Genomic DNA, 26,275 nt, shown 5'->3' with positions numbered 1-26,275 from the left:
GCGATCACAGGGGCTGGATGGCGGCGCTGCCGTCGTCGGTGCGGAAGATGAGCTTCCGGCCCTGGCTGCCGCCCGTGTCCTGCTGGACGATCCGGATCCCGGCGGCGCGCAGCACCATGAGCCCGACCGCCACGTTCTGGTGTCCGAGGTGCGAGTCCCGCTCCCGGAAGGCGGAGATCATGCAGGCGCCGCCGACGATCCGGGCCTGGAGCGAGCGGGGCGTGGCGCCGAGGGCCGCCAGACGATCGAGGAGCTGCTGAAAGGCGGTGTCTCCGAAGCGCCCGAGCGGCAGATCGAGGTTGGGGCAGCTCGGGAGCACGTAGTGGTTCATGCCGCCCACGCCGAGCGCCGGCTCCCAGAGGCAGATCGCGACGCACGAGCCGACGATCGTGGTGATGATCGCCGGCTCGCCCGACGCGACGACGTTGCCCGGCGTGAGGTAGTGGGGCTGCGGGCTGCTCGGGGGGGGCGCGCTCAGCCGCGCTCCGCCAGCGCCGTACCGCTGCGACGGGGGCTTGAGCATCGTCATCGCGTCTCCAGGGCGCCGCAGCGCTCCCGCCCCGCGCAGAACGGCCCGGCCGCCAGCGTGCCGAGCGCTTCGAGAAGACCCTTATCGATCGGCCCGAGCGCGGGCTTCTGCGAGAGCAGATGGAAGACGGCGATGACGCCGACCACGCGCTCGTCCATCGTGAGCGGGACACAGGCCATGACGTCGCCCTCGCCGCGCGCGCAGGGGGCCTGGGGGGCGGACGGGTCGCTGCCGAGCGCGGCGCCCTGCCGGAAATACGGCTCGATCCGCCGCGCCACGCGCCCCACGATGCCCTCTTCCGGCGCCACGAGGACGGCGGACGACGGATCGACGCCGTAGGCCGCGACGACCCGCGCCGCCCCGCTGCCATCGATCTCGAAGACGGCGATCTCCTCGGAGCCGACGAGGTTCGCGATGATGTCCTGGAGGGCGCGGCACGCCTCCTCCCGGGTCCGGAGCGGCAGGAGCCGGCGGCTCGCGACATAGAGGCTCGCGAGCTGCGAGCGCTGCTGTTCCTCCTCGACGCATCGATCGGCGGCGAGCGCGAGCGCCGCCTCGGCGCGGACGGCGCGGGCCTCGAGGCGCCCGCGGGCCCTCCGAACCCTGACGAGCAGCCGGCCGAGCGCGCGGGCGCGCCGCGCGAGCCGCTTCTTTTGCCCTTCGAGCGCGCTCACGTGCGCTCGCGGCGATCGCTCGCGGCGCACCGCGCGCTCCATCCCCCGTTCGGCTTGTCCATCACGCGACATGTCGGTCTTCACCTCATTCGCCGAGACAGCTCTTGACCTTCTCGAGGAGCTCCAGCGAGTCGATGGGCTTCGTGATGTAGTCGGAGCAGCCACAGCGAAACCCCTCTTCCCTGTGCGAGACCTCGCCTCGGCTCGTGACGAGTACAATGGGCGTCTCCCGCGTCGCCTCCTCCGATCGCAGCCTCCGGCACGCCTCGAATCCATCCATCGCCGGCATGATCACGTCGAGCAGGATCAGATCAGGTCGCTCGGCGAGCGCCCTGGCCACCGCCGCGCTGCCGTCCTTGGCGGTGACCACGTCATAGCTCCTCCGGAGGATCATCTGCTCCATCATCAGGACGGTCTCCGAGTCGTCCACCAGCAGGATCTTCTTTCGAGACACCACCGCCTCCCCTCGCAGGCTACGAAGGCCAATCGAGCGCTCGCCCGCGCGGCTCGAACGCCACCTCTCCCCAAGGGGCGTCGCCTTTGCCCAAGGTACGCTCGGGTCGCGCCTCAAGTAAACATCAATCGAGGCAAGAACACTCGGACACACAGCATCTTTCTATTGGGCCAGCGGGCCAGCGGGCCGGCGGGTCGGCCCGCCGGCCTCGACCTTCTCGACAGCGCGGGGGCGAGTGCCGGACGCCACGGCGAGAGCATCGGTGTCTGGCGGAGGTGCAGAGACTCTTTGGAAGGGGACACAACAAAGCCCCGAGTGCTGTACGACCGTTTGCGACATTGGCGGACACGCCGGAGCTCCGTCGCAGCGTCGACTTCTTCGATCGTCCCGGCTTCGACCTCTTCGATCGTCATGAATGCCCGCGCTGCCTTGTTCGACGTTGGCACCTCGGTGAGCCCGGGGGAGCTCGGCCTGGCGTGCTCTGTTCCGCGCCCCGCGTCGCTGCCCCGGCGCTTGGCCGAGCGACCGACCGGTGGTACCAGGGCACGATGGATGTGAGAGCTGGGGCGCTCTGCCGGGATCCTGCGCGCACGGCGCTGCTGATCATCGACATGCAGAACGACTTCCTCGCGGAGGGAGGCGCGTTCTCGAAGCGCCACTGCGATCCGCGCCAGCTCGCGCAGACCGTGGCCTGGCTCGCGCGCGCGGCGCGCGCGCAGGGGCGGGTCGTGGTGTGGGTGACGTCGGCCTACGGCGAGATCGACGCGGCCCCGGACGCGCTCCACGGGCAGACGCACACCGGCAGCGCGTGCTGCGCCCGCGGCACGTGGGGCGCCGAGCTGTTCCCCGCGCTCGTCCCGGTGCGCGCCGAGCGCCCCGCGGGGACCGCGGAATGGCATGTCGAGAAGCGCTGGTATTCGGCGTTCCGAGAGACCGAGCTGCACGCCCGGCTGGCGCAGGCGGGCGTGACCGCCGTGGTCCTGTGCGGCGTCGCGACCAACGTGTGTGTCCTCGCCGCCGCCCGCGACGCGCGCCGGCTCGGCTACGACGTCGACATCCTCGGGGACGCGACCGCGGCGGGGACCGCGGGCAAACACGCCGTGGCGCTGCGCGAGATCGAGGGCCTCGGCGGCCGGCGCCGCAGCTGGGCCGACCTGCTCTCCGAGGGACCGGGGCCCGTGCACGTCGCCGGCATCGGCGCGGGCGAGACGGCGCTGTGGTGCGGCGCCCTCGACGAGCGCCTCGCCGGGGAGGCCGGCGCCTTCGCCGCCGTCGAGCGCGAGGTCGCCTGGACGACGATGCGCCACCGCGGCGGGGAGGTGCCGCGCCTCGTCGCGATCCAGGGCGAGCGCTCGCCCGACGGCGCCATGCCGCTCTATCGCCACCCGGTCGACGAGCAGCCCGAGCTCTGCCCCTTCACCCCCGTCGTCGACCGCATTCGCAGGGAGGTCGAGCGCCGCGTCGGACACCCGCTCAACCACTGCCTGCTCCAGCTCTACCGCACGGGGCGCGACTGGATCAGCGAGCACTCCGACAAGACGCTCGACCTCGTGCGCCCGTCGTTCATCGTCAATGTCTCGCTCGGACGACAGCGCACCATGGTGCTCCGGCCGAAGCGCGCCGAGGACGGGAATGCCATCCAGAAGGTCCCTCTGCCGCACGGCTCGCTGCTCGTCATGGACCTGGAGACGAACCGCCGATTCTATCACGCCATCCGGCAGGAGGGGGACGCTGGGGGCGAGGGCGGCGTGGGCGGCGATGGCGACGGCCCGGCGTCGCCATCGCGCATCTCGCTCACGTTCCGGCACATCGGCACGTTTCACGATCCGGCGACCGGCGCTGTCTGGGGCGTCGGCGCGCCCGCGTCGGAGCGCGCCGACGCCGAGGCGCGCGCCCGAGCCCGAGCCGCGGTCCCCGAGCCGGAGCGCGAGGCGGCGGAGCGCGGCGAGGCAGAGCGGATGTTGCAGCTCTTCCGCGCCGAGAACATCGACCCCACCTTCGATGTCGCCGCGTACCGCCCCGGCTTCGAGGCGCTCAATTTTCGCACGCTCCGCGCGTCGCACGAGCCCGGAGGCGACCGATGAGCGCTCGGCGCGCGGTGTATTTCGTGAACGGCTCGATCTCGAGCTGGCGCGTCCTGATGGCGGCTCACGAGAAGGGCCTCGCCTTCGAGCCGCGCCGCCTGCGCGTGATGCGGGAGCCCCGCGAGACGCGCACCCCGGAGTTCCTTGCCCTCAACCCGCGCGGCCAGGCCCCGGTGCTCGTCGAGCCCGACGGCACCGCCATGAACGAGTCGCTGGCCATCCTGATGTACCTCGAGCTGCGGTATCCCGACCCGCCGCTCCTCCCGCAGGTCGCCGAGCCCGGCGCGCTCGCCCGCGTGCTCGCCTTCGCGCAGGAGTCGGAGGCCACCGCGTGTGTCTACGACCCGCTGGAGGGCCTCTTCGAGGCCGGCCCGGAGGTCGTGTCGCCGGACCGGCGAGCCGCCATCCTGGGCGCGCTCTCGGGCGTGGAGCGGGAGCTCGCGCTGTGGGATGCGCGGGCCCAGAAGACACGGTTCATCGCGTCGGACGCCTTCACGCTCGCCGACTGCGCGTTCTACCCGGTGCTCGCCTACATGCAGCGGCGCGGGCTGTCGCTCGCCGGTTATCCGGCGCTCGACGCCTACGAGCGCCGCGTGCGCGATCGCCCCTCGGCCGTGGCCTCGTACCCCGAGGGCTGGTCCCACGACCGGGCGCGCCCCGACCTGTTCGCGCAGGCGCGTGCGCTCGCCGCCGCGACGTAACGCGGCCGCCCCGCTCGCCGTGGAGTGAACGCGGCACGTCATCCGGGCTGAAGTTGGCCATTATCATTGAACCTCCCAGAGCCGTCATTCGACCGGGACTCATCGGAGAGGATCGACCGCCGTCCGTTGCGCGGTGAGCTGAATAGTTGCACCACCCTGTGCTTGACATGAAAGCGCGTTTGTACGTCTCATCGCGCCGCGATCCCAGCTGCCGTTCCGGTGAGTGTAAATCCAACCGATGAACGTTGGTTATGCTCGCTCCAAGAGGTCCATCCATGCGAACGCTTGCCACTCGAGCCGCCCGCGCTGCCCTCGGTCTTTGCCTCGCAGCCGCTGCCTGCGGGCAGCCTGAGCCGAACCTATCCGGGCAGGGAGGTGCGGGCGGCGGCTCGGACGGCTCGGGCGGCGAGAGCGCGGCCAGCAGCGGCGACACGACGTCGAGCGCCAGCTCGGGCAGCGGCACGACGTCGAGCTGGAGCTCGGGCGTCGATACGACGTCGAGCTCCAGCTCGGGCACGGGTCCGGACGACACCCCTGTCGAGAACGAGAGCGCCGATTGCGAGGTCGCCGCCCTGCCGGAAGCAAGCGCTCTACCCAAGATCTCCAAGCTGCCCGATCCGTTCACGAGGCTCGACGGAACCAGCGTTTCCACCAGAGCAGAATGGCACTGCCGGAGGCAGGAGATACGCAAGCAGGCTGAGAAGTACATCTACGGCGAGAAGCCGACGCCTGACGTGGTGACCGGCACCGTCACCGAGAACAAGGTCTCTGTGCACGTGGAGGCCCAGGGCAAGAAGATCGACTTCAGCGCCGACATCGTGCTGCCCTCCAAGGGGGAAGCGCCGTTCCCCGCCATCATCAACGTGGGCGGGAAAGGCGGGTTCGGCGGCATCACGCTGGGTGAGAGCCGCATCCTGGATCAAGGCGTCGCCGTCATCTACTACAACCACAACGAGATCGGCAGGGAGGGCACCGCGGAGCAATCCAGAGGAAAGCCGAACCCGGGGAAGTTCTATGATATCTACGGCGGCGATCACTCCGCGGGCCTCTTGATGGCATGGGCCTGGGGCGCCAGCCGGATCATCGACGTCCTCCAGGCGTCGGGGGGCGGCATCATCGATCCGACCGGGATCGGCGTCACGGGGTGCTCGCGCAACGGCAAGGGAGCATTTGCCATCGGCGCCTTCGATGATCGGATCGCCTTGACGATCCCCCACGAGACGAGCACCGCCGGAGTCCCGGCCTACCGCATCGCCGACGTGCTGGGCAAGGAGCGGACGGACCACAACTACTTCGGGCTGAACTGGCTCAGCAACAATTTCGAGCCGTTCGTCTTCAAGAACAATGCCTCGAACGCCGTCAAGCTCCCGATCGACACCCACGCCCTGATCGCGATGATGGCGCCGCGCGGCCTGCTCGTCCTCGAGAACCCGCACCAGGCTCAGATGGGCGCCCCCGCCGGTCATACGGCGACGGCGGCCGGAGCGGCGGTCTACAAGGCGCTGGGCGTGGAGAAGAATGTCAGCTACCACTCGAAGGTCGCCGAGACGGCGCATTGCTCTTACAAGAACGAATACACCGATCTCCTCGCCAAGAGCATCGCCAGATTTCTGAAGCACGAGGGCGAGGCGCCCGGAGAGTTCGTCGTGGGCTCGGGCGGCTCGCTCAGCATGGCGGACTGGGTGGACTGGCAAGCCCCAACGCTGGAATGATGGCGCTGTTCGGGGAGCGCGAGGCCCCGAACGAGCCGGCGGCGCCGAAGCCCGGGGCAGGCTGTCGGACACCGTCTCAGCAAATCTGAAGTCACCCACAGCCTGACCTGGGCGGCGCCCGGCTCCGCAAGCGCGTGATTCCGATGGATTCGGGGTGCTTGAGCCGGCGCGGTCGTCGCGAGGGATGGCTCACCTGAGCGCGCCTGCGCTCTGACGTCGCTGTCATGGATCGGGCCGGAGCGGCGCGTCGATGCGCGCTCCAGCCAGACGATGCGCGGGTCGCGGCGTTGGCACTGAAGCTGCATTCTGCGCGGCAGGACGCGGGGCGAGGGCGCGTCGCGATCCTGCGCGCGCCCGTCCGCCCAGGCGTTCGAAGGAGTGACGGCATGAACCGATTCTTTGGCTTCATCATGACGGTCGCGTCGGGCATCGTGATGGCCGGCTGCGGAGAGAGCGGCGCGAGCTCCATGGGCTCCTTCGGCGGCTCCGGCGAGTTCGGCGCGACGCCGGGGGGCGTGAAGGATATGGGCTTCGCAAGGGGCCTCGTCGAGAACGGCAGGGTGCCGCCGGCCGAGGCGTTCGTCGTCGAGGCGATGTTCTCGGAGCACGATCTGCCGCTCGAGGGCGCGCCGTGCGCGACGCTCCTCTGCGTGCGCGCCGCGATGGGGATCGCCCCGGACGCGCAGGGCGAGAGCGCCGCGTGGGTGCAGGTCGGCCTGTCGTCGACGATCGATCCCGAGACGTTCAAGCGACCGTCGATGGCGATCGTGGCGACGGTCGACGTATCCGGCTCGATGTCGTGGGGTTACGGCGACGGCGAAGGCGGGATGCCTGCGGCGATCGCCCACTCACTCCTCTGGAACGTGGCGAGCCACCTCGACGCGGACGATCGCTTCGCGCTCGTCACGTATGGCTCGTCGGTCGACACGCCGCTCGACTGGACGCAAGGGAACGACCCCGAGATCAAGGAGGCCATAGGCGAGCTCTCGGCGGACGGCTCCACCAACATGGAGGCGGGCCTGATCCGGGCGTACAAGCTCGCGCGCGAGGCGAAGGGCACGGCCGACGAGGTCCGCGTCATGCTCTTCACCGACGTTCAGCCGAACGTGGGAGCCACGGGCGGCAGCGAGTTCGAGCGCCTGGTCGCGGAGGGCGCGGACGACGGCATCGGGATCACCGTCTTCGGCCTGGGCCTGGGGCTCGGCGCCGAGGTCATGAACCGGATGTCGCACCTGCGCGGAGCCAACGCCTTCGGCCTGATGAACGCCGACGACGTAGGGCTCTTCATGCAAGACAACTGGCCGTGGATGGCGACGCCGATCGCCCATGATCTCAGCCTCGTCGCGACCCCCTCGCCGGGCCTCTCTCTCTCGCACGCGTACGGCTTCCCCACAGGGGAGGCCGGCGCGACGTCGATCGCCTCGCTCGACGTCGCGAGCGTGTTTCTCAGCAAGCGCAAGGGGGCGCTGCTCCTTTCCCTCACGCCGGCGTCGCCAGAGGAGATCGCCGGGTCGGAGGTGGAGATCGCGCTCGATTACGTCGACCGCTCGGGAGAGCCGGTCTCGAGCTCCCTCTCGGTGCGCTATGACGGCGAGGCGCTCGACGAGCGCGGCGTGGTGATGCCGCAGGCGAGCGTCGACAAGACGGTGGCGCTCGCGCTCCTCGTGCAAGCGATGCACGACGCGGCGCAAGCGTACAGCTGGGACCGCGCCGCGGCGATTGCCGCCCTGGAGCCCGCGCTCGCGCGCTTCGCGGCCGACGCGGCGGCGATAGGCGACGCCGGCATCGACGCGGAGGCGGCGTTCTGGCCCGCGCTCCTGGACCTCATGAAGGCGGACGCCCCTCTGGGAGATTTTTACAGTGATTTCAGCGGCAACTGACGCTCTCCGAGGGCTCGTGGTCGTCCTCGGCTGCGCCCTTGTCACGGCGTGCGACGCGGGCCCGGATCGAGACGGCGATGGCTTCGAGGCGTCGGATGACTGCAACGACGCGAACGCCGAGGTGCACCCGGACGCCGCCGAGATCTGCGACGACGGGATCGACAACGACTGCAATCTCCTGGTCGACGTCGCCGACGCGGCGTGCGCCGGCGAATCGGGCGCATGAGCTAGATGCCGAACGGGCGAGCCCGAGCCCGGCGCCCGGACGTGTCACCCCGGGCGGGGCGCGGGCTGCGCCGCGGCGGCGCCCCGTGTCTGCATCTGCATCCACCGAGCGGTGATGACCGCGGCCACGAGCGCGACGATCGTCGTGACCAGGAGCGGCGCGGCGCCGTCGCCGGACATGTGCGCGCGAGAGACGTTGTCGAGGTGGATGCCGAGGTGCGCCGCCCACGCGACGAGCACGCTGCCGCCGGATCGGAGGTGCAGCGCCGTCGTCAGCACGCTGAGCGACGTGATGAACAGGAGGCTGAGCGCCGACGACCACCACGGGACGCCCGGCAGGCACATGGTGGGCAGGTGCCAGAAGGTCCACGCGAAGCCGAGGACGAGGCTGGCGCGCACGGGTCCCTGCGCCGGAAGGAGCCGCCGGAGGGCGTAGCCGCGCCATCCCAGCTCCTCACCCAGCGGGGCGAGGACGGCGATGCCGCGGTGTTCCGGCGTGAGGGGCGTAACCAGGAGCGTCGCCGGCAGGCTCCCGCCGGCGAGCGCCAGCAGCGCGAGACCGAGGAGGTGCAGCGCCGCCGGCATGCACAGGGCGAGCGGCGCGTAGCCCCAGCCCGCCGGGGCGGGGTGGGGCGAGAGGAGCCCCGAGAGCCCCGCTCGGCCGCCCTCCTTCCAGGCGCACACCACGGCCGCGAGCGAGGGGCCGACGGCGCCGAGCACGAGCGGCGCCATGGCGACGCCGGGAGGGATGCCAGCGCCCCACTGCTGGAGAAGCAGGGGCAGCTGGCAGAGCCATGTGATGGCGTAGGCGAGGAGGAAGAACCGGGCCACCGGACGAGGCATGGACCGGCGGGACAGCGGCGCCGCGCAGGATGTTCCCCGTGGCCGCGTTCAGGCAGCGCGGGGTCGTCCCCGCTTCACCCATCGGCCAAAGTAGCCCTCCTCCCCAAGGGCATCCCGCGTGGGGCTCACCGCCCGCGCGTGCGCCCGAGCAGCGAGCGCAGGATCTCCTCCGCATGCGTCCACAGCAGCGACCCTCCCGCCTCCGGCAGCACGCGCCTCTCTGCCGCGCGCAGCCGCCCGGCGAGCGACGCCCCGAAGTCCGGCGAGTGCACCGTGCTCGTGTCCCGCGCGCCGTACCACAGGTCGACCGGCGCGCGGATGCTCCCCGGATCGAACGGCCACGGGCTCATCGTCAGCACCGTGTCGCGCGCGTAGCCGGCTGGCCCCTGCGAGAACGCCTCATCCATCGCGCGCCGGTAAGCGCGCTCGAACACCGGGGCGGTGTACACCGCGCGGTCGACGTCCGCGAGCGTCGAGAGGACGAAGCTCCACATCGCCTCGGCGCTGAACCCGCCGAAGAACGCCTCCGCGCGCGCAGGGTCGGTCGCCACCAGCTCCACGAGCCGCCGCACGTCCGGCGCCAGCGCATCGGCGAACACCGGATTCGCCAGCTCATCGGTCCCCGCGACCACGGCCACGCCAGCCACGACGCTGGCCGCCGCGCAGGCCAGGGCGAACGGCGCGCCCGCCGAGAACCCGACGGCCGCGACGCCGGACAGCTGACGCGCCTCGAGGAAGCGCCGGATGTCCTGCGCCCAGTCGCCGAGCGTGCGGCCCGGGGCCTGGTCCGACGCCCCGAGCCCCGGGCGATCCACGGAGATCAGCCGCACGCCGAGCCCGTCGACGACGTCGCCCCCGAACCCCATCGACCGGCTCGTGGCGCCGCCGGGGCAGAGCAGCACGGGGATGCCGTCCTCCGGTCCCCACTCCGCCCAGCCAAGCCGCCGGCCGTCTGGAAGCGCTGTTTGGCCGAGCCGGACCGGCTCCACCACGCCGCTGATCATGGCCCCAAGGTAGTTGATCTGCACCGAAGATACCAGGCGCTCCGCGCGTGTCGGGAAGGCGCCGAGACCGGCCGGGGTCACGACAGTGGACAAGGGAGCGAACGTGGTCGTGCTGCGCGGTTCCGCATGGAGCTGCCACAGACTCCCGTGGTAAGGTGATGTTGTCAGGGGGGTGGTGAATCTGTGATCGAGCCCGCGACGGCCTTCGGCACGCAAATGCGCATGGATCAACGGCTCGATGGCGCGCCGGCCGGGGAAGGGGACAGGCCATGATCGCGGTCGCCGAGCCCGGCACACGCACCCTCAGCGACGACGAGTTCGTCCTGTTCCAGAGGCTCGTCAAGCGCCTCTCGGGCATCTCCCTGGGCCCGCAGAAGAAGCCGCTCCTGCTCTGCAGACTCGGGCCCCGGCTCCGCGCGCTCGGCCTCCACAGCTTCGGCGAGTACTACCGCCGGGTGACCGCGGCGGGCGCCGAGGGCGAGCTCGTGCACATGCTCGACTGCATCTGCACCAACGAGACCCATTTCTTCCGGGAACGCGAGCAGTTCGAGCTCCTCGAGCGCGAGATCCTCCCGGCGTGGGAGAAGAGCGCGGGCCACGGCTCGCCGGATCGCGGAGCGCCCCGCGCGCGCGTCCGCCGCCCGCTGCGCGCGTGGAGCGCGGCCTGCTCCACCGGGGAAGAGCCCTACTCGATAGCGATGACGCTGCTCGGCTGCCTGTCCTCCCCCGATCACGGCGGCGCGAGGGCTGATCGCGCGCCGCGCTGGGCAGGCGGCGCGCCGGCGGGCGTTCCGGGGATCGGCGTCCTGGCGACGGACCTGTCCGTCCGTGCGCTCGAGCGGGCGCGACGCGCGGTGTGGCCGATCGAGCGGGCCTCGGAGATCCCGGACGAGCGTCTGCGCGCCTACATGCTCCGCGGGACGGGCGCAAGCGCGGGCCTGATGAAGGCCGGGCCGGAGCTGCGCCAGATCGTCACCTTCCGGCGCTTCAACCTGCTCGACGCGGCGCCCGAGCGGTTCGGCCTGTTCGATCTGATCTTCTGCCGGAACGTCTTCATCTACTTCGACGCCGCGACGAAGGCGGAGATCGTGGCGAAGCTCATCGCCAGCCTCGCGCCCGGAGGGTGCCTGTTCCTCGGGCACGCCGAGGGCCTCCACGGGGCGGACCCCCGCGTGCGATGCATCGCCCCATCCGTTTACCGGCTCCAGCCGCCGGCGGGGCTCAAGGGAAGCCGGAGCCCGTAGCGCTCCTGCGGGACGTTGCTCCCGATCAGCAGCTCGTCCGGCGGAGCCTCCCTCTCTCGAGGGGACGCGCGACGCGGCTCGACGGCGGCGGCGCGCGGCGCGCGGTCAGGGGTGGATGTTGAGCTCGTAAACGCCGGATTCCTCGAACGCGCCGTCGACCACGATGACGATGGTCTGCCCTGCGTCGAGCGACACCGTGACCTCCGACGTGAACAGGGACAGGTCCTCCCCGAGCACGTCGTCGCTGCACGCGATCTCCTCGCCATAACAGTCCCCGTCGAAGACGGCGAGCACGGTGTCATAGTCGGAGCCGACCGTATCGATCGTGTACGTCCCCGCCTCCGGCGCGGTGAACAGATAGACCACCTCAGGCGCCTCGATGCCGCCGCAGCTCGCGTCCACCTCGGCGAGGCTCCCCTTGGTCGTCCCCGTCGCGGTCTGGGAGGCGAGGGGCGTGAGCTCGATGGGCTTATCGCACGTGCCGGTGCCGTCGAACAGGTCCACGTTGAGCATGTAGTCGCCCTCCGCGCCGTGGCTGTCGACGCTGATCAGGGCGGTCTGGCCGGCGTCGAGCCACACGAGCTTGCTCGAGTCCCTGCTATCGTTGACGCAGGCCATCTCGTCGCCTTCGCACCCGCCGTCGCGCACCGACAGGACCGTATCGATCGTGGAACCCACGGTGTTCATGCGGTAGAAGCCATCTGCAGGCGCGGTGAAGCTGTACGTCGCCTCGCCGCCGGGCACCGTGGCGCAGGAGGGCGCCAGGAGATCGGGATAGCCCTCGGTGCTGCCCGTGACCGACTGCGGGACCACCGCGCCGAGCGCGAAGAGAGGGCACGGCGGCGCTTCCCGCTGGGTGATGTTGAGCGTGTAATCGCCGCTCGCCGACGCGCTGTCCACGGAGACGATCACCGTCTGGCCGGCGGAGAGGAACAGGCTCGCCCGCGAGTGGGTGACGACCCCCGCGGGGTCCACGTTGTCATTGCACCTGAGCGAGGGGCCGGAGCACGAGCCCTTCAGCACGTCCAGGACCGTATCGAGCGCCGAGCCCTCCGTGTCGAAGATATAGAGCGCGTCGGCCGGCGCGGTGAAGCGATACGTCGCCTCGGGGGCCCCGCGAGAGGCGCAGTCGGGCGCGAGGTGATCGGCGAGATCCGCGGTCGTGCCCGTGACCGTCTGCGGCACCGTCGAGCCGAGATCGACCAACGGGCACGGCACCTCGTCGACCACGAGACGGTAGTCGCCCGTCGGGCCCGCGGTGTCCACGACGAGGATGACGGTCTCGCCGGCCGCGAGCGAGAGCGTGATGAACGCCGGCTCGAACAGGCCGTCGGCGCACGCGATGAGGTCGCCGCCGCACGAGCCGTTGCGCGCCTCCATGAGGACGGGGAAGCTCGATCCGGTCGCGTCGAACGTGTAGAGGCCCTCGCGCGGCGCGGTGAAGCCGTAGGTCGCCTCGCCCCCGGTCGAGAAGGTCGCGCAGGCCGAGATCAGGTTGCGGAGGTGCTCGTTGTTCCCGGTCACCGTCTGCGGCAGGGTCGCGCCGATCTGGACGCCCGGGCACGGAGGGGCCTCGACGATCTCCAGCGTGAAGCTCGCCAGCGGGCCGGCCGGATCCGCCACCGCGACGAGCACCGTATCACCGGCTTCGAGCGTCGCGAACGCGTTCGACTCGGCGGTGCCGTAGCGGCAGTGGAGCGAGCGGCCCGTGCACGTGCCGCCCTCGCGGACCTCGACGATCAGGTCCGACGGGGCGCGCGCGCTGAACACGTACGTGCCGTCCGACGGGGCCGTGAACGTGTACGTGGCGTCCGGGGTCGCGCTGATGTCGCAGTTGGCGAACACCGTGTCCTCGCGCAAGACGGTCGTGCCCGTCACCGTCTGCGGGACGACGGGATCGAGGGCGGTCGGCGCGCACTGGACCGGCCCGGGCTCGGTCACGCGGAGCGTGAAGTCGCCCTGCGCGCCGCGCGCGCCGCTCACCACCACGAGGATGCGCTCGCCCTCGGCGAGATCGACGGAGATCTGCGACTGGACGCTCCCCGCGTTGTCGTTGCAGGCCAGCTCCTCGCACGTGTCCGCCCGCAGCGCGCCGAGCGCCGTGTCGTACGAGGCCTCGAAGGTGTCGAACAGGTACGTCCCCGCGTGGGGCGCCGTGAACAGGAACGCCTGATCGGCCGCGCCGGGCCCCGAGCAGGTCAGCCAGCGGCCGTCGTCGGCGCCGATCGTCGTGCCGCTCACCCGCTGCGGGACGGCGGAGCCGATGTCCTGGGACGGCTCCGCGCTGCACGCGCAGGTGCCGCCCTCGCAGGGGCGCCCGGGGTCGCAGGCGCGATCGCACCGGCCGCAGTGCTGCGGATCTGCGGCGAGGTCCACGCAGCTGCCGGCGCAGTCGGTGAGGCCCGGGAGGCAGGTCTGCCGGCAGACGGATCCGGCGCACGCGCGGCCCGGCGGGCACGGCGCGCCGCACTTGCCGCAATGGTCCGGGTCGGTGCGCGTGTCGACGCACGCGTCGCCGCAGCGCTTCACGTAGCGGCCCTCGCGGCACTCCGATGGCCCGCCGCCGTCGCCGCCGTCACCCCCGCCGCCGCCGTCGCCGCCCTCGCCGCCGGTCCCCAGCGGCTCGCAGGCGCCCTTCACGCACGCCTCCCCGGCCGCACATTGCTGGCCGCACGCCCCGCAGTGCTCCGGATCGGCGTGCAGCGCCACGCAGGCCCCGCCGCAGACCGAGTAGGGGGCCTCGCAGCGCGGCGCCGGGGCGTCGTCGTCGCCGCCGCACGCGGACGCTGCCGAGAGGAGCGCGGCAGGCAGCCAGAGCGCGGCCATCGAGAGCGCGCGCCCGAAGCGAAATCCGTGTCTGTTCATCGACATCCCCCTGCGGCACGCGCCGTCGACGCGCGCGTGCCGGCGGAGGACGCGAGCGCCTCTCCGACGTTCGGCTCCCGGGCTCCGCGCTGGTCGTTAATGGCTGACGTGGCCGCTCCGCTCATCCGACCCTGCCATCGAGGCCTCGCTGCGCCGGCCGGCGACCCGACGGCACCTCGGCCGGGTGGGCCGCTTCACGATCGTGCCTCACGTCGTGAAGCGAGGTCAAGGCGCGCCGTCCGGCAGGCTCTTCGGGAGGGCTGGCCCGCGCCAGGTAGAGAGCGACAACCGCGCCACCCCTTGCTAGAACCGCCCGCATGTCGCGGCCCGCGCGCCCTGAAGTCCTCGCTCCCGCCGGTGATCGCGCCGCGATGGAAGCCGCCGTGCGCGGCGGGGCCGATGCCGTCTACTTCGGCCTCCGGGGGGGCGCCGCGGGCGGCGGCGCGGCGTCGCCCTTCAACGCCCGCGCGCGGGCCGCGAACTTCGACGCGGCGGAGCTCGAGGAGGCGGTGCGCTTCCTCCACGCCCACGGCGTGAAGGGCTACGTCACCCTGAACACGCTGGTGTTCGACGACGAGCTCCCGGCGGTCCGCGGCGCGATCGAGGCGTGCGCCGCGGCCGGCGTCGACGCGGTCATCGTCCAGGACCTCGGGGTGATGCGCCTCGCGCGGGCGCTCGCGCCCGGGCTCCCGATCCACGCCTCCACGCAGATGACCTGCACCGACGCGGCCGGCGTCGAGCTCGCGCGATCGCTCGGCGCCGCGCGCGTTATCCTCGCCCGGGAGCTCTCGCTCGACGACATCGCCGCCATCCGCCGGGCGACCGACGTCGAGCTCGAGGTCTTCGTCCACGGCGCGCTCTGCATCGCCTACTCGGGGCAGTGCCTGACGAGCGAGGCGATCGGCGGCCGCAGCGCCAACCGCGGCGCCTGCGCCCAGGCCTGCCGCCTGCCGTACCGCCTCGTCGTCGACGGCGCGCTGCGCGACCTCGGCGACGCGGCCTACCTCCTGTCGCCGGAGGACCTCGACGCCACCGACGTCATCCCCGACCTCGTCGCGCTGGGCGTCGCCTCGGTGAAGATCGAGGGGCGCCTCAAGGGCCCGGAGTACGTCGGCGCCACCGCGCGGCTCTACCGCGCCGCGATCGAGGCGGCGCTGGGCGAGGGGGCGGGCCCCGGGGCCACGGACCGGGAGGCGGCGCTCCAGGCGTTCTCGCGGGGCTCGGGCCCCGGCTTCCTGCGCGGCGTCGACCACCAGCGCCTGGTCGACGGCCGCTCCTGCGATCACCGCGGCATCGAGGTCGGCGAGGCGCGCGGCGCCGCGCGCCGGCGCGGCCATGAGGTCGTGGTCGTCCGCGCCGCCCGTCCGCTCGCGCGCGGCGAGGGGATCCTCGTGGAGGGCGGGTTCGCCGGCGAGGGCGAGATCGGCGGCCGCATCTGGGGCCTGTGGGCCGCTGGCCGCGAGGTCGAGCGCGCGCCGGCGGGGGGCGACGTCGAGGTCTGGCTCGGCCCGGACCGGCGGCTGCCGGAGGACGTGCTGAGCGGCGCGAGGGGGCTGCGCGGGCGCCGGGTCTTCCGCACGAGCGACCCCGTCGCCACGCGCGCGGTCCGCGAGGCCCTCGACCGCGCCCCGCGCCGGGTGGCGATCGACGTCCGCCTCGAGGGCCGCCTCGGCGAGCGCCCGCGGCTCTCGGCGGCGGCGGAGGGCGGGGCGTCGGCCTCGGTCGAGGTCGACGCCCCGCTCGGCCGCGCCGATCGATCGCCGCTCGACGAGGCCACGCTGCGCAAGCAGCTGGATCGGCTGGGCGACACGCCGTTCGCCCTGCGCGGCGTCGGGCTGTCGCTCGACGGGCCCGCGCTCGTGCCGCCGTCGGCGCTCAACCGCGCCCGCCGGGCGCTCGTCGCGGCGCTGATCGAGGCGTCGCACCGGCCCCATCCGTCGGCGCCGCTCTCGGCCGAGGCGCTCGTCGCCGGCGTCGCTCCGCCGGACGCGCCGCCGCCGGCGCCGGGCCTCTTCGTGCTGTGCCGCAACGTGGCGCAGGCGCGGGCGGCGCTCGACGCCGGCGCGAGCGGCGTCTACCTCGATTTCCTGGAGATGGTCGGCCTCGGCGCCGCGGCGCGCGAGCTGATGGCGGCCGGGGCCTCCGTCGGGGTGGCGCCGCCGCGCATCCGCAAGCCGGGCGAGGAGAAGATCGATCGGTACCTGCTCTCGCTCGGGCCGTCCGCGATCCTGGTCCGCAGCCTCGGCGCGCTGCTCGACGAGACGCCGGGCGTGCCCCGGATCGGCGATTTCTCGCTGAACGTCACGAACAAGCTGGCCGCGCGCGAGGTGCTCTCGCGGGGGCTCGCCGCGTTCACGCCGTCGTTCGACCTCGACGCCGCCCAGCTCGAGTCGCTGCTGGACTCGCCGTTCGGGCCGTTCGCCGAGGTGGTGGTGCACCACCCGATGCCGCTCTTCCACATGGAGCACTGCGTGATCGCGGCGACGCTGTCCGAGGGCAAGGATCACCGCACCTGCGGCCGCCCGTGCGATCAGCACGCGCTGTCGCTGCGGGACCGGGCGGGCATGGATCACCCGCTCGAGGCGGACGTGGGGTGTCGGAACACGGTGTTCCACGCGGCGCCCCAGAGCGCGGCGCACCTCGTGCCGAGGCTCGCGAGCTGCGGTGTGCGGCGGTTCCGGATCGAGCTGGTGCGGGAGGACGCCGAGGGGGCGCGGCGGGTGGTGGAGGCGTACCGGCGGCTGCTCGCTGGGGAGGTGGCGCCGGCCGAGGTCGCGCGCGGGCTGCGGGCCGAGGGGAGCTACGGGGTGGTGCGGGGGTCGCTGCGCGTGCTGCAGGCGTGAGAGGAGCGGCCAGGGGCCGTCGATCCGATCATCGCTCGAGGGAGAAGGACACCCAACCTCCGGGACGGCAGGCCCTGCACGGTGGTCAGCGGCCATGACCGGAGTGTCATGCGTGGACGAGCGGCGGTCCGTTCAGAACACGAGCACCTCGCCGCCTGACGCGAGCTGGCACGCGCCGTCCTGGGGATCACCGCCGGTGCGGAGGATCTCGGACGGCTCCGGCTCGCGGTAGACGCCGGAGAGCGCGACGTCGACCATGCGCAGGATCGCGCGATCGAGCTTGGTGACGAAATAGCAGGGGATCGTCGGCTCCTTGTGCGCCCCGCCAACCCCGGAGTCGTCCGTCAGGAAGAGGTATCGGCCGCCCGTGACCTGCGCGGCAGAGCGCATGCTGAGCTCGGTGAGCTCATCCACGCCGCTCGACGCCACGGGATAGACAGCCACCCCGAGATCCTTCAGGGCTCGTATCCCGCTCGCCATCGCCGCGGCGTTCTCCTCGTGGTGGGGCGCGTCCGCGACCCAGAAGGCGAGGCGCGCGGTGTCGCCGCCCGTGCGCCAGGAGAGGTCGGCCGCCTTGGAGAGCGCCATGTCCGGCGCCTCCGGGAAGTCGCCGCCGCCGCCGGCTGCCTGCGCGGCGAGCTTCTCCTGGAACTCGTCGGGATCGGAGCGGAAGTCGAACCACCGGACGATGTAGTCGTCCTCGATGTCCTTGTACAGGACGAGCGACCAGCGCTGCTGGGCGTTCGGGTACTTGGCGAAGATGGAGTCGGAGAGCGCGATGAACTCCGTCTGGAGATACGTGATCTCGTCGCTCATGCTGCCGGTCGTGTCGATGACGAGCGAGACGTCGAGCGTCTCCTTTTTCCCTTGAGGCGCCGCGAAGAGGCTGTGCGAGGCCTGGTGATCGGCCTCGGTGAAGGGCAAGACGCCCGGGAGCGGCTGCGAATAGAGCGTGCTCCGGTACGACAGGAAGAAGTCGAAGTTGCGATTGTCGTCCCAGACGCCCGCGGTGAGCGTGCCAGGATCGATGCTGGCTCCGCCGCCAGCGCCTCCGCCGCCAGCGCCTCCGCCGCCTCCTGTGCCCAGGCTGCCGCCGGGGGAGCCTTCGGTCGAAGGATCGCTTCCATCCGACACACCTCCCGAAGCGGCTGAGCCGACCGCAGGGCCTGAGCCGAAGCTCCCATCGGGGACAGCGCCGGAGTCAGCGCCGGCGCCCCTCCCCGGGATCTCCCCGTCGCCGCCCTCTGCTGAGCTCGAGCCGCCCGAGCACGCTCCCAGCGCGAGGAGGCCTCCCACCATGAAAGCGAAGCGGAAACGGGTGTGCATCGGGATCTCCTTGGCCGCCAGGGTCGTCGCGTGCCGACGTCGGACGCGGCCGGGGACGCCGCAATGCACGTCGCGTGCCGGGCTATAGTTGAGCGATTTCATGTACTTATGTGACTGAACGGGGTGCGTTCTGTGCCAGGTCGCGCCGGAGCGTGCCGAGGAGCAGCAGGCGCGCGTCCTGGGATCGCCTGGAGAACGCCACGCTCGTCGTCGACCTTCGGGGTTCAGCCTTCAGTTCTTCGGAGGTGCCGACTTGAGCGTCGCGTCGAACAGCGCGAGCAATGTCTGGTAGTGGCGCTCGGAGGCGGCCTGGTTGTACACCGCTGAATCGGAGGGGACCCAGCCGTGCTTCGCGCCTTCATACGTCTCGACCGCGTGCTGCACGCCCGCCTGCTGGAGGGCGTCGATCAAGCGCTGTTTCTGCTGGTCGGGGAACGATGCGTCCTCGACCGCGCCCGCCACGTACACGCGCGCGCGGATCCGCGGCGCCAGGAGGTGCGGGCTGTCTGGATCATCGGTCGCCAGCTTGCCGCCGTGGTAAGACGCCGCCGCGATCACGCGGTCCGGAAAATAGCCGGCCGCGGCCAGCGACAACCCACCTCCCATGCAATAGCCAGTCGTGCCGATCGACAGGGAGCGGACATCGGGCTCGGCTGCCAGGAAGGCGAGGAACGCCTCCGTGTCCGAGCGCACGTTGGCCTTGGTGGCCGTGGCGATGTACTTCTCATACCACTGCTTGCGGAACTCCGGATCTCCGCTGAATGTCTCGGCGTCCGGCGCCTGGTAAGGGCCGCCGCGGTAAAAGAGGTCTGGCAACAGGACGAGATAGCCGCCCTGCGCGATGCGCTCCCCCAGCTCGAAGAGAGCGGGCCGTATGCCGAGGCCGTCCTGGTACACAAGCACCGCGGACCAGGGACCTTTGCCAGAGTCGGGGCGGAAGACGGACGCGTCGGTCTGGCCATCCCGGGTCTTCAACGTGACTGTAGCTCGTGACATCTGTTCCTCTTGCTCAGCGTTGGACGTGTGGATGGATCATCGGAGGGACGCCCCGGCCGCGCTCAGCGCGCCGCGGTGGGCTGTGAAGCATCGGCGAGGGTGTCGAGCGGCGCAGGGGTCGCACGCTTGGAGGATTGATGCGCGTCAGCGGGTGCGGCCCTCTCGGAGCAGAGCGTCCCTGTCGCGTCCGGAGCCGCAATCGAGCTCGCCAGGCTCCCAGCGTGCGACGAAGCGCGCCTGCGAGGTCGAAGGGCTCGTCATGCAGTCGACTCTTACTCTCGTCCTCTCGTCTTGGCAAGCACACTTGCCTCGTGCTGGCGGCGACGGCGCCACCTCGCCACGGGCTCGGTATCCAGCGACCCGCGCTCGGCGCAGGCGACCGGTCACTCCATGACCGTCCTGTGCCTTGAGCAGCTGCGTTGTTGATCTGCTGCTTTCCGGGCAGCAACGTCGCGGCGTCGCGACGGCGAAAATGCCGTCCGGACGCGGCATCCTCCGCTGGTACGTTGCTGGCCTATCCGGCGCTGGCATCGATCGCGGCGGCTCCGGGGTGTCCGAGCGCGCCATCGATCGCGCGGCGGTTCACGGCGCCCGCCTTGCCGGCTCTCAGCGCGACGACCGACGCCGAGGGCGGGACGGCGCGCTGCTCCCCGCCCGCCATGCGCTCCACCAGGGGGGCGACGAGCGGCGGCCGGATCAAACCACGAGCACCTCGCCGCCGGACGCGAGCTGGCACGCGCCGTCCGGTGGATCGCCGCCGGTGCGGAGGATCTCGGACGGCTCCGGCCCGCGGTAGACGCCGGAGAAAGCGCCCGCCCCCCTTGCCGCGGCGCTCCGGAGGAGCCCCGCCAGCCGCGTGCTCCCTCGGGCTCGGGAACCTTACGGGCCGGTCGATTGGAATTGACGGTGCCCATGTGATCGTTCACATTCTCGCCGAGGGTATCCTTGTTGTTGCGCCTTGCTCGGATCGCCATGCGTACCGAGGCATTCGCCGTCTGATTGATTTTTGCACCAACTCCGTTCGCTCGGTCGTCGCTGGCACCGTGATGGTGCGTGATGATCACGGGCGTGGTGCAGGCGGTGATCAACCTGGATGGACGGCTGCAGTCGCCCTGGCACCACATCCGCATCGGGCTGCTGCTGCTCGTCTTCATCGTCATGCAGCAGGTCCTGATCCGCTCGGCCCACGCAGCAAGGGGGGGAGTACGGTCGTCATCGATGATGCTGGAGAGTGAGGAGCGAGAGAATGATCGAGGCCAAGCGAATTCTGGTCACCGGGGCGGCGGGCAAGGTCGGTCAGACGTTCATCCGCAGGTTCCTGTCGAACCCCGCGTTCGAGGGGTGGAAGGTCCGTGCCCTGTGCCATAACCGCATGCTGGAGCGGTCGGAGCGCGTGGAGGTGCTGCGTGGGGCCATCGAGGACAGGGCCGTCGTCAACGAGGCGACCGAGGGGGTGAGCCACGTGCTGCACCTGGCGACCAGCAAGGAGACCCCGGAGAGCATCATGGACGTGGCCGTCAAAGGCATGTTCTGGCTGCTGGAGGCCTGCCGCGTCAGCCCTGCGTTCGAGCAATTCATCCTGGTCGGGGGCGACGCCGGGATGGGCCACTTCTTTTATCCGCACCCCGTCCCCGTCACGGAGGCGCAGCGGCACAGCGCCTACCCGGGCTGTTACGCGCTGTCCAAGGTGCTCGAGGAGGTCATGCTCGAGCAGTATTACATTCAATATGAGCTCAACGGATGCTGCCTGCGCGCGCCGTGGATCATGGAGAAAGACGACTTCAAGGCGCAGCTATCCTTCGGTGACGACGTGTTCGGAGGGCCGAGGTGGCGCGATCTTGTCGGTACCGAGGCGGCAGAGGGGTACGTCCGCTCGGGCGCCGTGCCGGTGATGCTCGACCGCCGCGGCGAGCCGGTGAAGCGTAACTTCGTGCATGTGGAGGATCTGGTCGCCGCGATCCAGAAGGCCATCAATCATGAGAAGGCTCGCCAGCAGACCTTCAACATCTGCATGGACGAGCCGGTGGACTACGGGGAGCTGGCGCGTTACCTGGAGGCGACGCGGGGCCTGCCGAGCGTGAGGGTGAAGACGCCGTTCCATTCGACTTGGCTGGACAACGCGAAGGCGAAGTTTCTGCTCGGCTGGCGGCCGCAGTACGACCTGGCGCGGCTCACGGACGCCGCCTTCGACTACGTGCGCGCGCCCGATGACCCGCGCGTCACGTGGTACCCCGGTTGATGGGCCCTGCCGCCCCGCGGCGGCCCCTTCCCGTGGTGGACGAGCCTGGCGATCACGCCGACGCCGAGCTTCGCTGCTAGGGGACGGGCCCGCCTACAAGCACCGTCGCCCGGCGGCCCGGCGTGCGCGCGTAGGCCTCCACGACGGCCTGCCCCACGCTCGCCGCGCGCCCGCGCTTCACCAGGGCCACGATCGCGCCGCCGAAGCCGCCGCCGGTCAGCCGGGCGCCGAAGACGTCCGGCTGCGCCCGCGCGCTCTCCACCAGAGCGTCGACCGCCGGCACGGACACCTCGAAATCGTCGCGCATCGACCGGTGGGACGCGTCGAAGAGCTCGCCGAGGCGCCCCAGATCCCCGGCGCGGAGCGCCGCCACGGCGGCGAGCACCCGGGCGTTCTCGGTCACGACGTGGCGCGCGCGCCGGTCGAGCGGCGCCGGCAGCGACGCGATGCGCGGCTCCACGCTCGCGTCGACGTCCCGGAGCTCCGGGACGCCGAGCGCCGCGGCCGCGCGCTCGCACTCCGCGCGCCGCGTCTTGTAGTCGCCGCTCGCGTGCTGGTGAGCCACCCCGGAGTCGATCACGAGCAGCTCGGCCTCCGGGGGCAGCGGGATGCGCTCGAACGCGAGCGTCCTCGTGTCGATGAAGAGCGCCGTGCTCTCGTCGGCGAGGCTCGCGGCCATCTGATCCATCGTCCCGACCGGCGCGCCCACGAAGTCGTGCTCCGCGGCGTGCGCGATCCGGGCGATCTCCACGTCGTCGATGGACAGGCCGAGCATCGACCGCAGGGCGCGGGCGAGCGCCACGAGCAGCGAGGCGCTCGACGACAGGCCGCTTCCGAGCGGTACTGTCGACGCGATCCTCGCGTCGAAGCCGGGGATCGACGCGCCCCGGCTGCGGAGGACCGCGGTGATGCCCTGCACGTAGTCGAGCCACAGTCCGCGGCGCGCCTCCTCGCCGGCGCGGAACGAGAGCTGGGCGCCGCCGCGCACGTTCGCCGTCATGACCTGGATGAGCCTGTCTTCCCGGGGCGCGATCTCGACGCGCGTCTTCTGCGGGATCGCCGTCGGCAGCACGTAGCCGCCGCTGTAATCGGTGTGTTCGCCGATCAGGTTCACGCGCCCCGGCGCCTCGGCCAGGACCTTCGCCGGACGGCCGAAGACGACCTCGAAGCCATTGCCCTTCACCGTCATCGCGGCGCACCCATGTTCACGGGGCGCAGGAAACCCAAATGTTTCGAGGGCGTCAAGCCACAACTGCGGGATCTGCGCCGGGTGTCGCCGTCCTTGATGACGACGTCGAACGGCCGGTGCTCGTTGATGACGTCGCGGTGGTTCTTGATGTCCTGGTATGCCGAAGGGGGCAGCGAGCGAGTCACATGCTTCCAGGCCGACCCCATCCTCTGAATGAGGAAACATGCGCCCGTGGAGGAGGAGACGGAATTGATAGTCAAGCGGACTGACGCCGACATCCCCAAGCCGCCGACCGCGGCACCTGCCCCGGATCGACGGGGCATTGGCTGACGCTCTACAACGTGCGTGGGGCGGCGGTGGCGAGCTCGGGGCGCGATCTGCGGCACGCCGGCACGACGTGCCCGGGGCGCTCTATCGGTCTCTCAGATCGTCGCGGACCAACCCATTCTGCTTTGGCATTTTGCTCTGCCGCACGTCCTCCACCCGCTTCTTCGCCTTGGCCTCTTTCTCCCGCGCCTTGTCGGCCTCTATGCGGGCGAGCTCCAGCTTGGTCTCGGCCTGCTCCTTAGCCTCCTCGGTGTCGCGGAGCTTCCGCTCGGCCAACCTGCGCTGCTCCTCGCTGTCCCGCAGCGCCTTCTCCGCCACGCTCCTCGCCCAGGCCTCGCTCGCGGCCTTCAGCCACGATTGCTCGTGCTGCACCATGATCGCCAAGTTCTCGCGGGTCACCTTCACGAGGCCCATCCCCGAGACCACCAGCAGCGACAGGGCTGCGATGACCCCGGTGATGAGCCGGCGCCGCCGACGCCGCCTGTGATCGGCCAGCCGGAGCACCTCCTCCAGGAAGAGCCGTTCTCGCTCCGGCAGCTCCCCCCGGTAGCGCTTGCGAAGGCCGCGCGCCTCCTCGGCCATCTCGCCGCGCCAGAGCATGTCCACGGCCCGGTCGCTCGAATCCCACAGCCTCGCGGCCGCGCGCAACCGCTCCAGGAACACCGCGTCCTCCTGGCTCTCGTCGAGCCAGCGCTTGAGCGTCGGCCACCGCTCGATCAGCGACTCGTGCACCATCTCCACCGTGCTGCCCGCGCGGTCGCTCCCCCTCTCGATCGCCAGGAGCCGCCCGTCGGCGAGCAGGCCCACCACCCGCTCGATCGCGCCTGGATCCCCGGGCAGCTCGCAGAGCTCGCTCAGGCTGGCGACGGCGCACGTCCGCTCGGGCGTCACCAGGCGCTTCAGGACCGCTCGCGCCAGCTTCGCCTGGCGCCAGCTCATCCCGGCCAACAACGTGTCGGCGTGGCTGGCCAGCGCGCCCGCCACGCCGCCGAGCGCCTCGTAGCTCGCCCGCGTGAGCAGCCGGCGCTTGCGATCGCGCATCTCCCACAGCCTGGCTGCCGTGAACTGGAGCAGCGGCAGCGCGCCGTGCGTCCTCTCCAGCGCGTCGAGGATACCCTCGACCATCGCCGGATCCTCGATCTCGTGCCGCGCCGCCTCGATCGGCCTTACCAGCGCCTCGCGCAGGTCCTCGCGCACCATCGGCCGGAGGAACACGAGGCCGCGGAGCATCGCCGCCATGAAGCGCTCGTGCCCGGCCAGCCGCTCGATGAAATCCGACCGCACCGACAGGACGAGCCGCAGCGGCGACGACGCGTCGTCGGCGATGCCCTCGAGGCACGCGAGGAACGCCGCGCGCTCGTCGGCAGGGGCGCCGAGCGTGAACAGCTCCTCGAATTGATCGAGAAACACCACGAGGCGCTTCTGCGCGCGGACCGCCCACCCGCGGAGCGCGGCGCCGAGCAGGCCCGGCTCGGCGCGCAGCCGCGGGACCAGCGCCGCCCGCGCCGCCGCGGCGCCATCCGGGGCGAGCGCCTGGAGCTCGGTGCTCAGGGGCACGCCCGGGTTGGTGAAGAGCTCCGCGAGCGCCGCCATCGGCTCGCGCCCCGGCCGCACGATGAGCGCCTCCCAGCCCTCGCCGGATCGCTTGAGCGCCGGGATCACCCCGGCCCGCACGAGCGACGACTTCCCCACGCCCGACGCGCCAGCGATCGCGAGCAGCGGCTGGCTCCGGAGGCGCGCGACCATACCCGCGACATCCTGCGCGCGGCCGAAGAAGCGGTCGGCGTCGGCCTCCTGGAAGGAGGAGAGGCCGGCGAACGGGTTCTCGTAAGCGCCGAGGTGGAGCTCCCGGCGCCCGGGCAGGAGGGGCAAGAGCTCCGCCAGGAGCTCCTCGGCGGAGGCGTACCGCTCGGCTCTTCGCTTGCGCAGGCAGCGATCGATGATCGCGCCGAGCACGCCGACCTCCGGGTGGCGCGCGCTGACCTCGGGGAGCGGCTCGTCGAGGACCGGCACTCTGAGGAGAGCCGCCCTGCTGTACGGCGCGAGCGGGTGCGTGCCGAGCACGAGCTCGTGCAGCATGATGCCCACCGCCCAGATATCGCTGGACGCGTCGATCTCCGTTCCCCACCACTGCTCGGGGGACATGTACGCCAGCGTGCCGATGATCCCTCCGTCGGCGGTGAGGTGCATGTCCCCGGCGGAAGGGACATCGGCTGCGAGGCTCGCCTCTTCGTCGCGCAGCTTGGCGATGCCGAAATCGACCACCTTGATCGCGCCCGACGCGTCCAGCATGATGTTCTCGGGCTTGAGGTCGCGATGGACGATGCCGGACGCGTGCGCGCTCGCGAGCGCGCGCACGACGGGGGCCATCATGTCGACTGCCAGGCCGGGCGGCAGCGGCGCAGTCGACACCTCCACGCCTGCCTCCGCGGGCCTGCGCCGCTCCATCCAGCCGCGGAGGCTCTGGCCGTCGATGAACTCGAGCACCATGTACGGGTAACCGTCGTGCTCGTCCACCTCGTGGATCGTCACGATGTGCTCGTGCTTGCAGCGCGCGGTGGCCTGCGCCTCGACCAGGAAGCGCTGGACCCCGGGGCTGCTCAGGCGGGTGAGGAGCTTGATCGCGACGAGGCGGGCGAGCCGCGTGTCGCGCGCGAGGAACACCACGCCCATTCCGCCCCGGCCGAGCTCGCGCAGGAGCTCGTAATGGCCGATGCGGGTGCCCGCCGAAAGCGGCGGCCTCGCCTGCGATCGCTGCGAGGGCGACGGGGCGGCCGCCGCGGTTGTCGCGTGGTCATCCAGCGTGCGAGCGGCCGCGCCCACGCCGCCGGCCTTGACCATCGCCCTGTGCGGCAGGGGGGCTCTGGAGGGGGATGCGGTGGCGAGCACCGTGTTCGCTCGGGCCACGTCCTCGCGCAAGCGGTCGCTCTTCGCCGGACCTGCCGTGAGCGTGCTCGAGCGCGCAGAAAATCGACGGAGCGGCTCCTCGGTGGCTGTCGTGCTGGACATCTCCCCTCCTTCAATGCAATGCGGTGCGTCTACTCGACGCCTGCGCCGCGCATTCAATGCTGCGAAATGAACGAACGGGAGCATTTTGGTCCGATGATGTGGGACATCGCTCTGCGTATGTCCGCCGTTCA

Annotated in this window: 19 protein-coding genes; 8 read left to right on the top strand and 11 right to left on the bottom strand. The window is 71.5% G+C overall.

Going from position 1 to position 26,275, the window contains the following annotated elements; genetic code table 11:
- Positions 1–4: 4 nt before the first annotated feature.
- Genes ACSRUE_RS37250 through ACSRUE_RS37240 form a run of 3 tightly spaced genes read right to left on the bottom strand, consistent with a single transcriptional unit; the run spans position 5 to position 1,657 of the window.
- Positions 5–529: a chemotaxis protein CheD gene (locus ACSRUE_RS37250; RefSeq protein ID WP_441287721.1), complete on the bottom strand. Its 525-nt coding sequence runs from the start codon at positions 527–529 to the stop codon at positions 5–7.
- Positions 526–1,275, bottom strand: a complete 750-nt coding sequence (locus tag ACSRUE_RS37245) for a GAF domain-containing protein (RefSeq protein ID WP_441287720.1) — start codon at positions 1,273–1,275, stop codon at positions 526–528. Before ACSRUE_RS37245 ends, ACSRUE_RS37250 begins: the two co-directional genes overlap by 4 nt.
- Positions 1,276–1,288: 13 nt before the next feature.
- On the bottom strand, positions 1,289–1,657 hold the full coding sequence (locus tag ACSRUE_RS37240; RefSeq protein ID WP_441293169.1) for a response regulator: 369 nt from the start codon (positions 1,655–1,657) through the stop codon (positions 1,289–1,291).
- 548 nt (positions 1,658–2,205) lie between these two features.
- On the opposite strand from ACSRUE_RS37240, the gene ACSRUE_RS37235 reads away from it, so the two are divergent.
- The 5 genes from ACSRUE_RS37235 to ACSRUE_RS37215 all read left to right on the top strand — a co-directional run bounded on the left by ACSRUE_RS37235 (position 2,206) and on the right by ACSRUE_RS37215 (position 8,260).
- Entirely contained in the window at positions 2,206–3,741 is a 1,536-nt protein-coding gene (locus ACSRUE_RS37235) for an isochorismatase family protein (RefSeq protein ID WP_441287719.1), read from the top strand.
- Positions 3,738–4,442 (top strand): glutathione S-transferase family protein, encoded by a 705-nt coding sequence (locus tag ACSRUE_RS37230; RefSeq protein ID WP_441287718.1) that lies wholly within the window; start codon positions 3,738–3,740, stop codon positions 4,440–4,442. Before ACSRUE_RS37235 ends, ACSRUE_RS37230 begins: the two co-directional genes overlap by 4 nt.
- A 275-nt stretch (positions 4,443–4,717) precedes the next feature.
- The gene (locus tag ACSRUE_RS37225) at positions 4,718–6,154 is read left to right on the top strand and encodes a glucuronyl esterase domain-containing protein (RefSeq protein ID WP_441287717.1); all 1,437 of its coding nucleotides are present in this window, start codon (positions 4,718–4,720) and stop codon (positions 6,152–6,154) included.
- Between the two features lie 386 nt (positions 6,155–6,540).
- Positions 6,541–8,034: a vWA domain-containing protein gene (locus ACSRUE_RS37220; protein WP_441287716.1), complete on the top strand. Its 1,494-nt coding sequence runs from the start codon at positions 6,541–6,543 to the stop codon at positions 8,032–8,034.
- Between the two features lie 16 nt (positions 8,035–8,050).
- Positions 8,051–8,260: a putative metal-binding motif-containing protein gene (locus ACSRUE_RS37215; RefSeq protein WP_437768895.1), complete on the top strand. Its 210-nt coding sequence runs from the start codon at positions 8,051–8,053 to the stop codon at positions 8,258–8,260.
- 44 nt (positions 8,261–8,304) lie between these two features.
- On the opposite strand, the gene ACSRUE_RS37210 is transcribed toward ACSRUE_RS37215, so the two are convergent.
- Together ACSRUE_RS37210 and ACSRUE_RS37205 are read right to left on the bottom strand one after the other, a co-directional pair.
- The gene (locus ACSRUE_RS37210; RefSeq protein WP_441287715.1) at positions 8,305–9,102 is read right to left on the bottom strand and encodes a CPBP family intramembrane glutamic endopeptidase; all 798 of its coding nucleotides are present in this window, start codon (positions 9,100–9,102) and stop codon (positions 8,305–8,307) included.
- Positions 9,103–9,227: 125 nt separating this feature from the next.
- Positions 9,228–10,106: an alpha/beta fold hydrolase gene (locus ACSRUE_RS37205; protein WP_441293168.1), complete on the bottom strand. Its 879-nt coding sequence runs from the start codon at positions 10,104–10,106 to the stop codon at positions 9,228–9,230.
- 269 nt (positions 10,107–10,375) lie between these two features.
- Between ACSRUE_RS37205 and ACSRUE_RS37200 the strand changes: the two genes are divergently transcribed.
- Positions 10,376–11,350: a CheR family methyltransferase gene (locus ACSRUE_RS37200; RefSeq protein ID WP_441287714.1), complete on the top strand. Its 975-nt coding sequence runs from the start codon at positions 10,376–10,378 to the stop codon at positions 11,348–11,350.
- 105 nt (positions 11,351–11,455) lie between these two features.
- On the opposite strand, the gene ACSRUE_RS37195 is transcribed toward ACSRUE_RS37200, so the two are convergent.
- A complete protein-coding gene (locus ACSRUE_RS37195; RefSeq protein WP_441287713.1) occupies positions 11,456–14,215 on the bottom strand; it encodes an MXAN_6577-like cysteine-rich protein in 2,760 nt (919 codons plus the stop codon).
- 371 nt (positions 14,216–14,586) lie between these two features.
- On the opposite strand from ACSRUE_RS37195, the gene ACSRUE_RS37190 reads away from it, so the two are divergent.
- A complete protein-coding gene (locus tag ACSRUE_RS37190) occupies positions 14,587–17,058 on the top strand; it encodes a DUF3656 domain-containing U32 family peptidase (RefSeq protein WP_441287712.1) in 2,472 nt (823 codons plus the stop codon).
- A 132-nt stretch (positions 17,059–17,190) separates the two neighbouring features.
- On the opposite strand, the gene ACSRUE_RS37185 is transcribed toward ACSRUE_RS37190, so the two are convergent.
- The 3 genes from ACSRUE_RS37185 to ACSRUE_RS37175 all read right to left on the bottom strand — a co-directional run bounded on the left by ACSRUE_RS37185 (position 17,191) and on the right by ACSRUE_RS37175 (position 20,080).
- The gene (locus ACSRUE_RS37185) at positions 17,191–18,384 is read right to left on the bottom strand and encodes a vWA domain-containing protein (protein ID WP_441287711.1); all 1,194 of its coding nucleotides are present in this window, start codon (positions 18,382–18,384) and stop codon (positions 17,191–17,193) included.
- A gap of 231 nt (positions 18,385–18,615) precedes the next feature.
- Positions 18,616–19,380 (bottom strand): dienelactone hydrolase family protein, encoded by a 765-nt coding sequence (locus ACSRUE_RS37180; RefSeq protein ID WP_441287710.1) that lies wholly within the window; start codon positions 19,378–19,380, stop codon positions 18,616–18,618.
- Between the two features lie 514 nt (positions 19,381–19,894).
- On the bottom strand, positions 19,895–20,080 hold the full coding sequence (locus ACSRUE_RS37175; RefSeq protein WP_441287709.1) for a hypothetical protein: 186 nt from the start codon (positions 20,078–20,080) through the stop codon (positions 19,895–19,897).
- Positions 20,081–20,626: 546 nt separating this feature from the next.
- On the opposite strand from ACSRUE_RS37175, the gene ACSRUE_RS37170 reads away from it, so the two are divergent.
- A complete protein-coding gene (locus tag ACSRUE_RS37170) occupies positions 20,627–21,619 on the top strand; it encodes an NAD-dependent epimerase/dehydratase family protein (protein WP_441287708.1) in 993 nt (330 codons plus the stop codon).
- 76 nt (positions 21,620–21,695) lie between these two features.
- Here the strand turns inward: ACSRUE_RS37170 and galK are convergent, their stop codons facing one another.
- Both galK and ACSRUE_RS37160 read right to left on the bottom strand, forming a co-directional pair.
- Positions 21,696–22,808, bottom strand: coding sequence for a galactokinase (galK, locus tag ACSRUE_RS37165; RefSeq protein ID WP_441287707.1), 1,113 nt, complete (start codon positions 22,806–22,808; stop codon positions 21,696–21,698).
- Positions 22,809–23,219: 411 nt separating this feature from the next.
- The gene (locus ACSRUE_RS37160) at positions 23,220–26,144 is read right to left on the bottom strand and encodes an nSTAND1 domain-containing NTPase (RefSeq protein WP_441287706.1); all 2,925 of its coding nucleotides are present in this window, start codon (positions 26,142–26,144) and stop codon (positions 23,220–23,222) included.
- Between the last annotated feature and the right edge of the window lie 131 nt (positions 26,145–26,275).

The organism is Sorangium sp. KYC3313 (assembly GCF_052075895.1).
Lineage (GTDB): Bacteria > Myxococcota_A > Polyangia > Polyangiales > Polyangiaceae > Sorangium > Sorangium cellulosum_B.
Note: the sequence above shows the minus strand (reverse complement) of the source record. Positions and strands in the feature narration are given on the sequence as shown.

What these genes read in the sequence shown, in the direction of transcription:
- ACSRUE_RS37200 (WP_441287714.1), top strand. Translation starts at nt 10,376, where the DNA reads ATGATCGCGGTCGCCGAGCCCGGCACACGCACCCTCAGCGACGACGAG.
- ACSRUE_RS37185 (WP_441287711.1), bottom strand. Translation starts at nt 18,384, where the DNA reads ATGCACACCCGTTTCCGCTTCGCTTTCATGGTGGGAGGCCTCCTCGCG.
- ACSRUE_RS37195 (WP_441287713.1), bottom strand. Translation starts at nt 14,215, where the DNA reads ATGAACAGACACGGATTTCGCTTCGGGCGCGCGCTCTCGATGGCCGCG.
- galK (WP_441287707.1), bottom strand. Translation starts at nt 22,808, where the DNA reads ATGACGGTGAAGGGCAATGGCTTCGAGGTCGTCTTCGGCCGTCCGGCG.
- ACSRUE_RS37180 (WP_441287710.1), bottom strand. Translation starts at nt 19,380, where the DNA reads ATGTCACGAGCTACAGTCACGTTGAAGACCCGGGATGGCCAGACCGAC.
- ACSRUE_RS37205 (WP_441293168.1), bottom strand. Translation starts at nt 10,106, where the DNA reads ATGATCAGCGGCGTGGTGGAGCCGGTCCGGCTCGGCCAAACAGCGCTT.
- ACSRUE_RS37245 (WP_441287720.1), bottom strand. Translation starts at nt 1,275, where the DNA reads ATGTCGCGTGATGGACAAGCCGAACGGGGGATGGAGCGCGCGGTGCGC.
- ACSRUE_RS37230 (WP_441287718.1), top strand. Translation starts at nt 3,738, where the DNA reads ATGAGCGCTCGGCGCGCGGTGTATTTCGTGAACGGCTCGATCTCGAGC.
- ACSRUE_RS37210 (WP_441287715.1), bottom strand. Translation starts at nt 9,102, where the DNA reads ATGCCTCGTCCGGTGGCCCGGTTCTTCCTCCTCGCCTACGCCATCACA.
- ACSRUE_RS37190 (WP_441287712.1), top strand. Translation starts at nt 14,587, where the DNA reads ATGGAAGCCGCCGTGCGCGGCGGGGCCGATGCCGTCTACTTCGGCCTC.
- ACSRUE_RS37235 (WP_441287719.1), top strand. Translation starts at nt 2,206, where the DNA reads ATGGATGTGAGAGCTGGGGCGCTCTGCCGGGATCCTGCGCGCACGGCG.
- ACSRUE_RS37225 (WP_441287717.1), top strand. Translation starts at nt 4,718, where the DNA reads ATGCGAACGCTTGCCACTCGAGCCGCCCGCGCTGCCCTCGGTCTTTGC.
- ACSRUE_RS37170 (WP_441287708.1), top strand. Translation starts at nt 20,627, where the DNA reads ATGATCGAGGCCAAGCGAATTCTGGTCACCGGGGCGGCGGGCAAGGTC.
- ACSRUE_RS37220 (WP_441287716.1), top strand. Translation starts at nt 6,541, where the DNA reads ATGAACCGATTCTTTGGCTTCATCATGACGGTCGCGTCGGGCATCGTG.
- ACSRUE_RS37160 (WP_441287706.1), bottom strand. Translation starts at nt 26,144, where the DNA reads ATGTCCAGCACGACAGCCACCGAGGAGCCGCTCCGTCGATTTTCTGCG.
- ACSRUE_RS37250 (WP_441287721.1), bottom strand. Translation starts at nt 529, where the DNA reads ATGACGATGCTCAAGCCCCCGTCGCAGCGGTACGGCGCTGGCGGAGCG.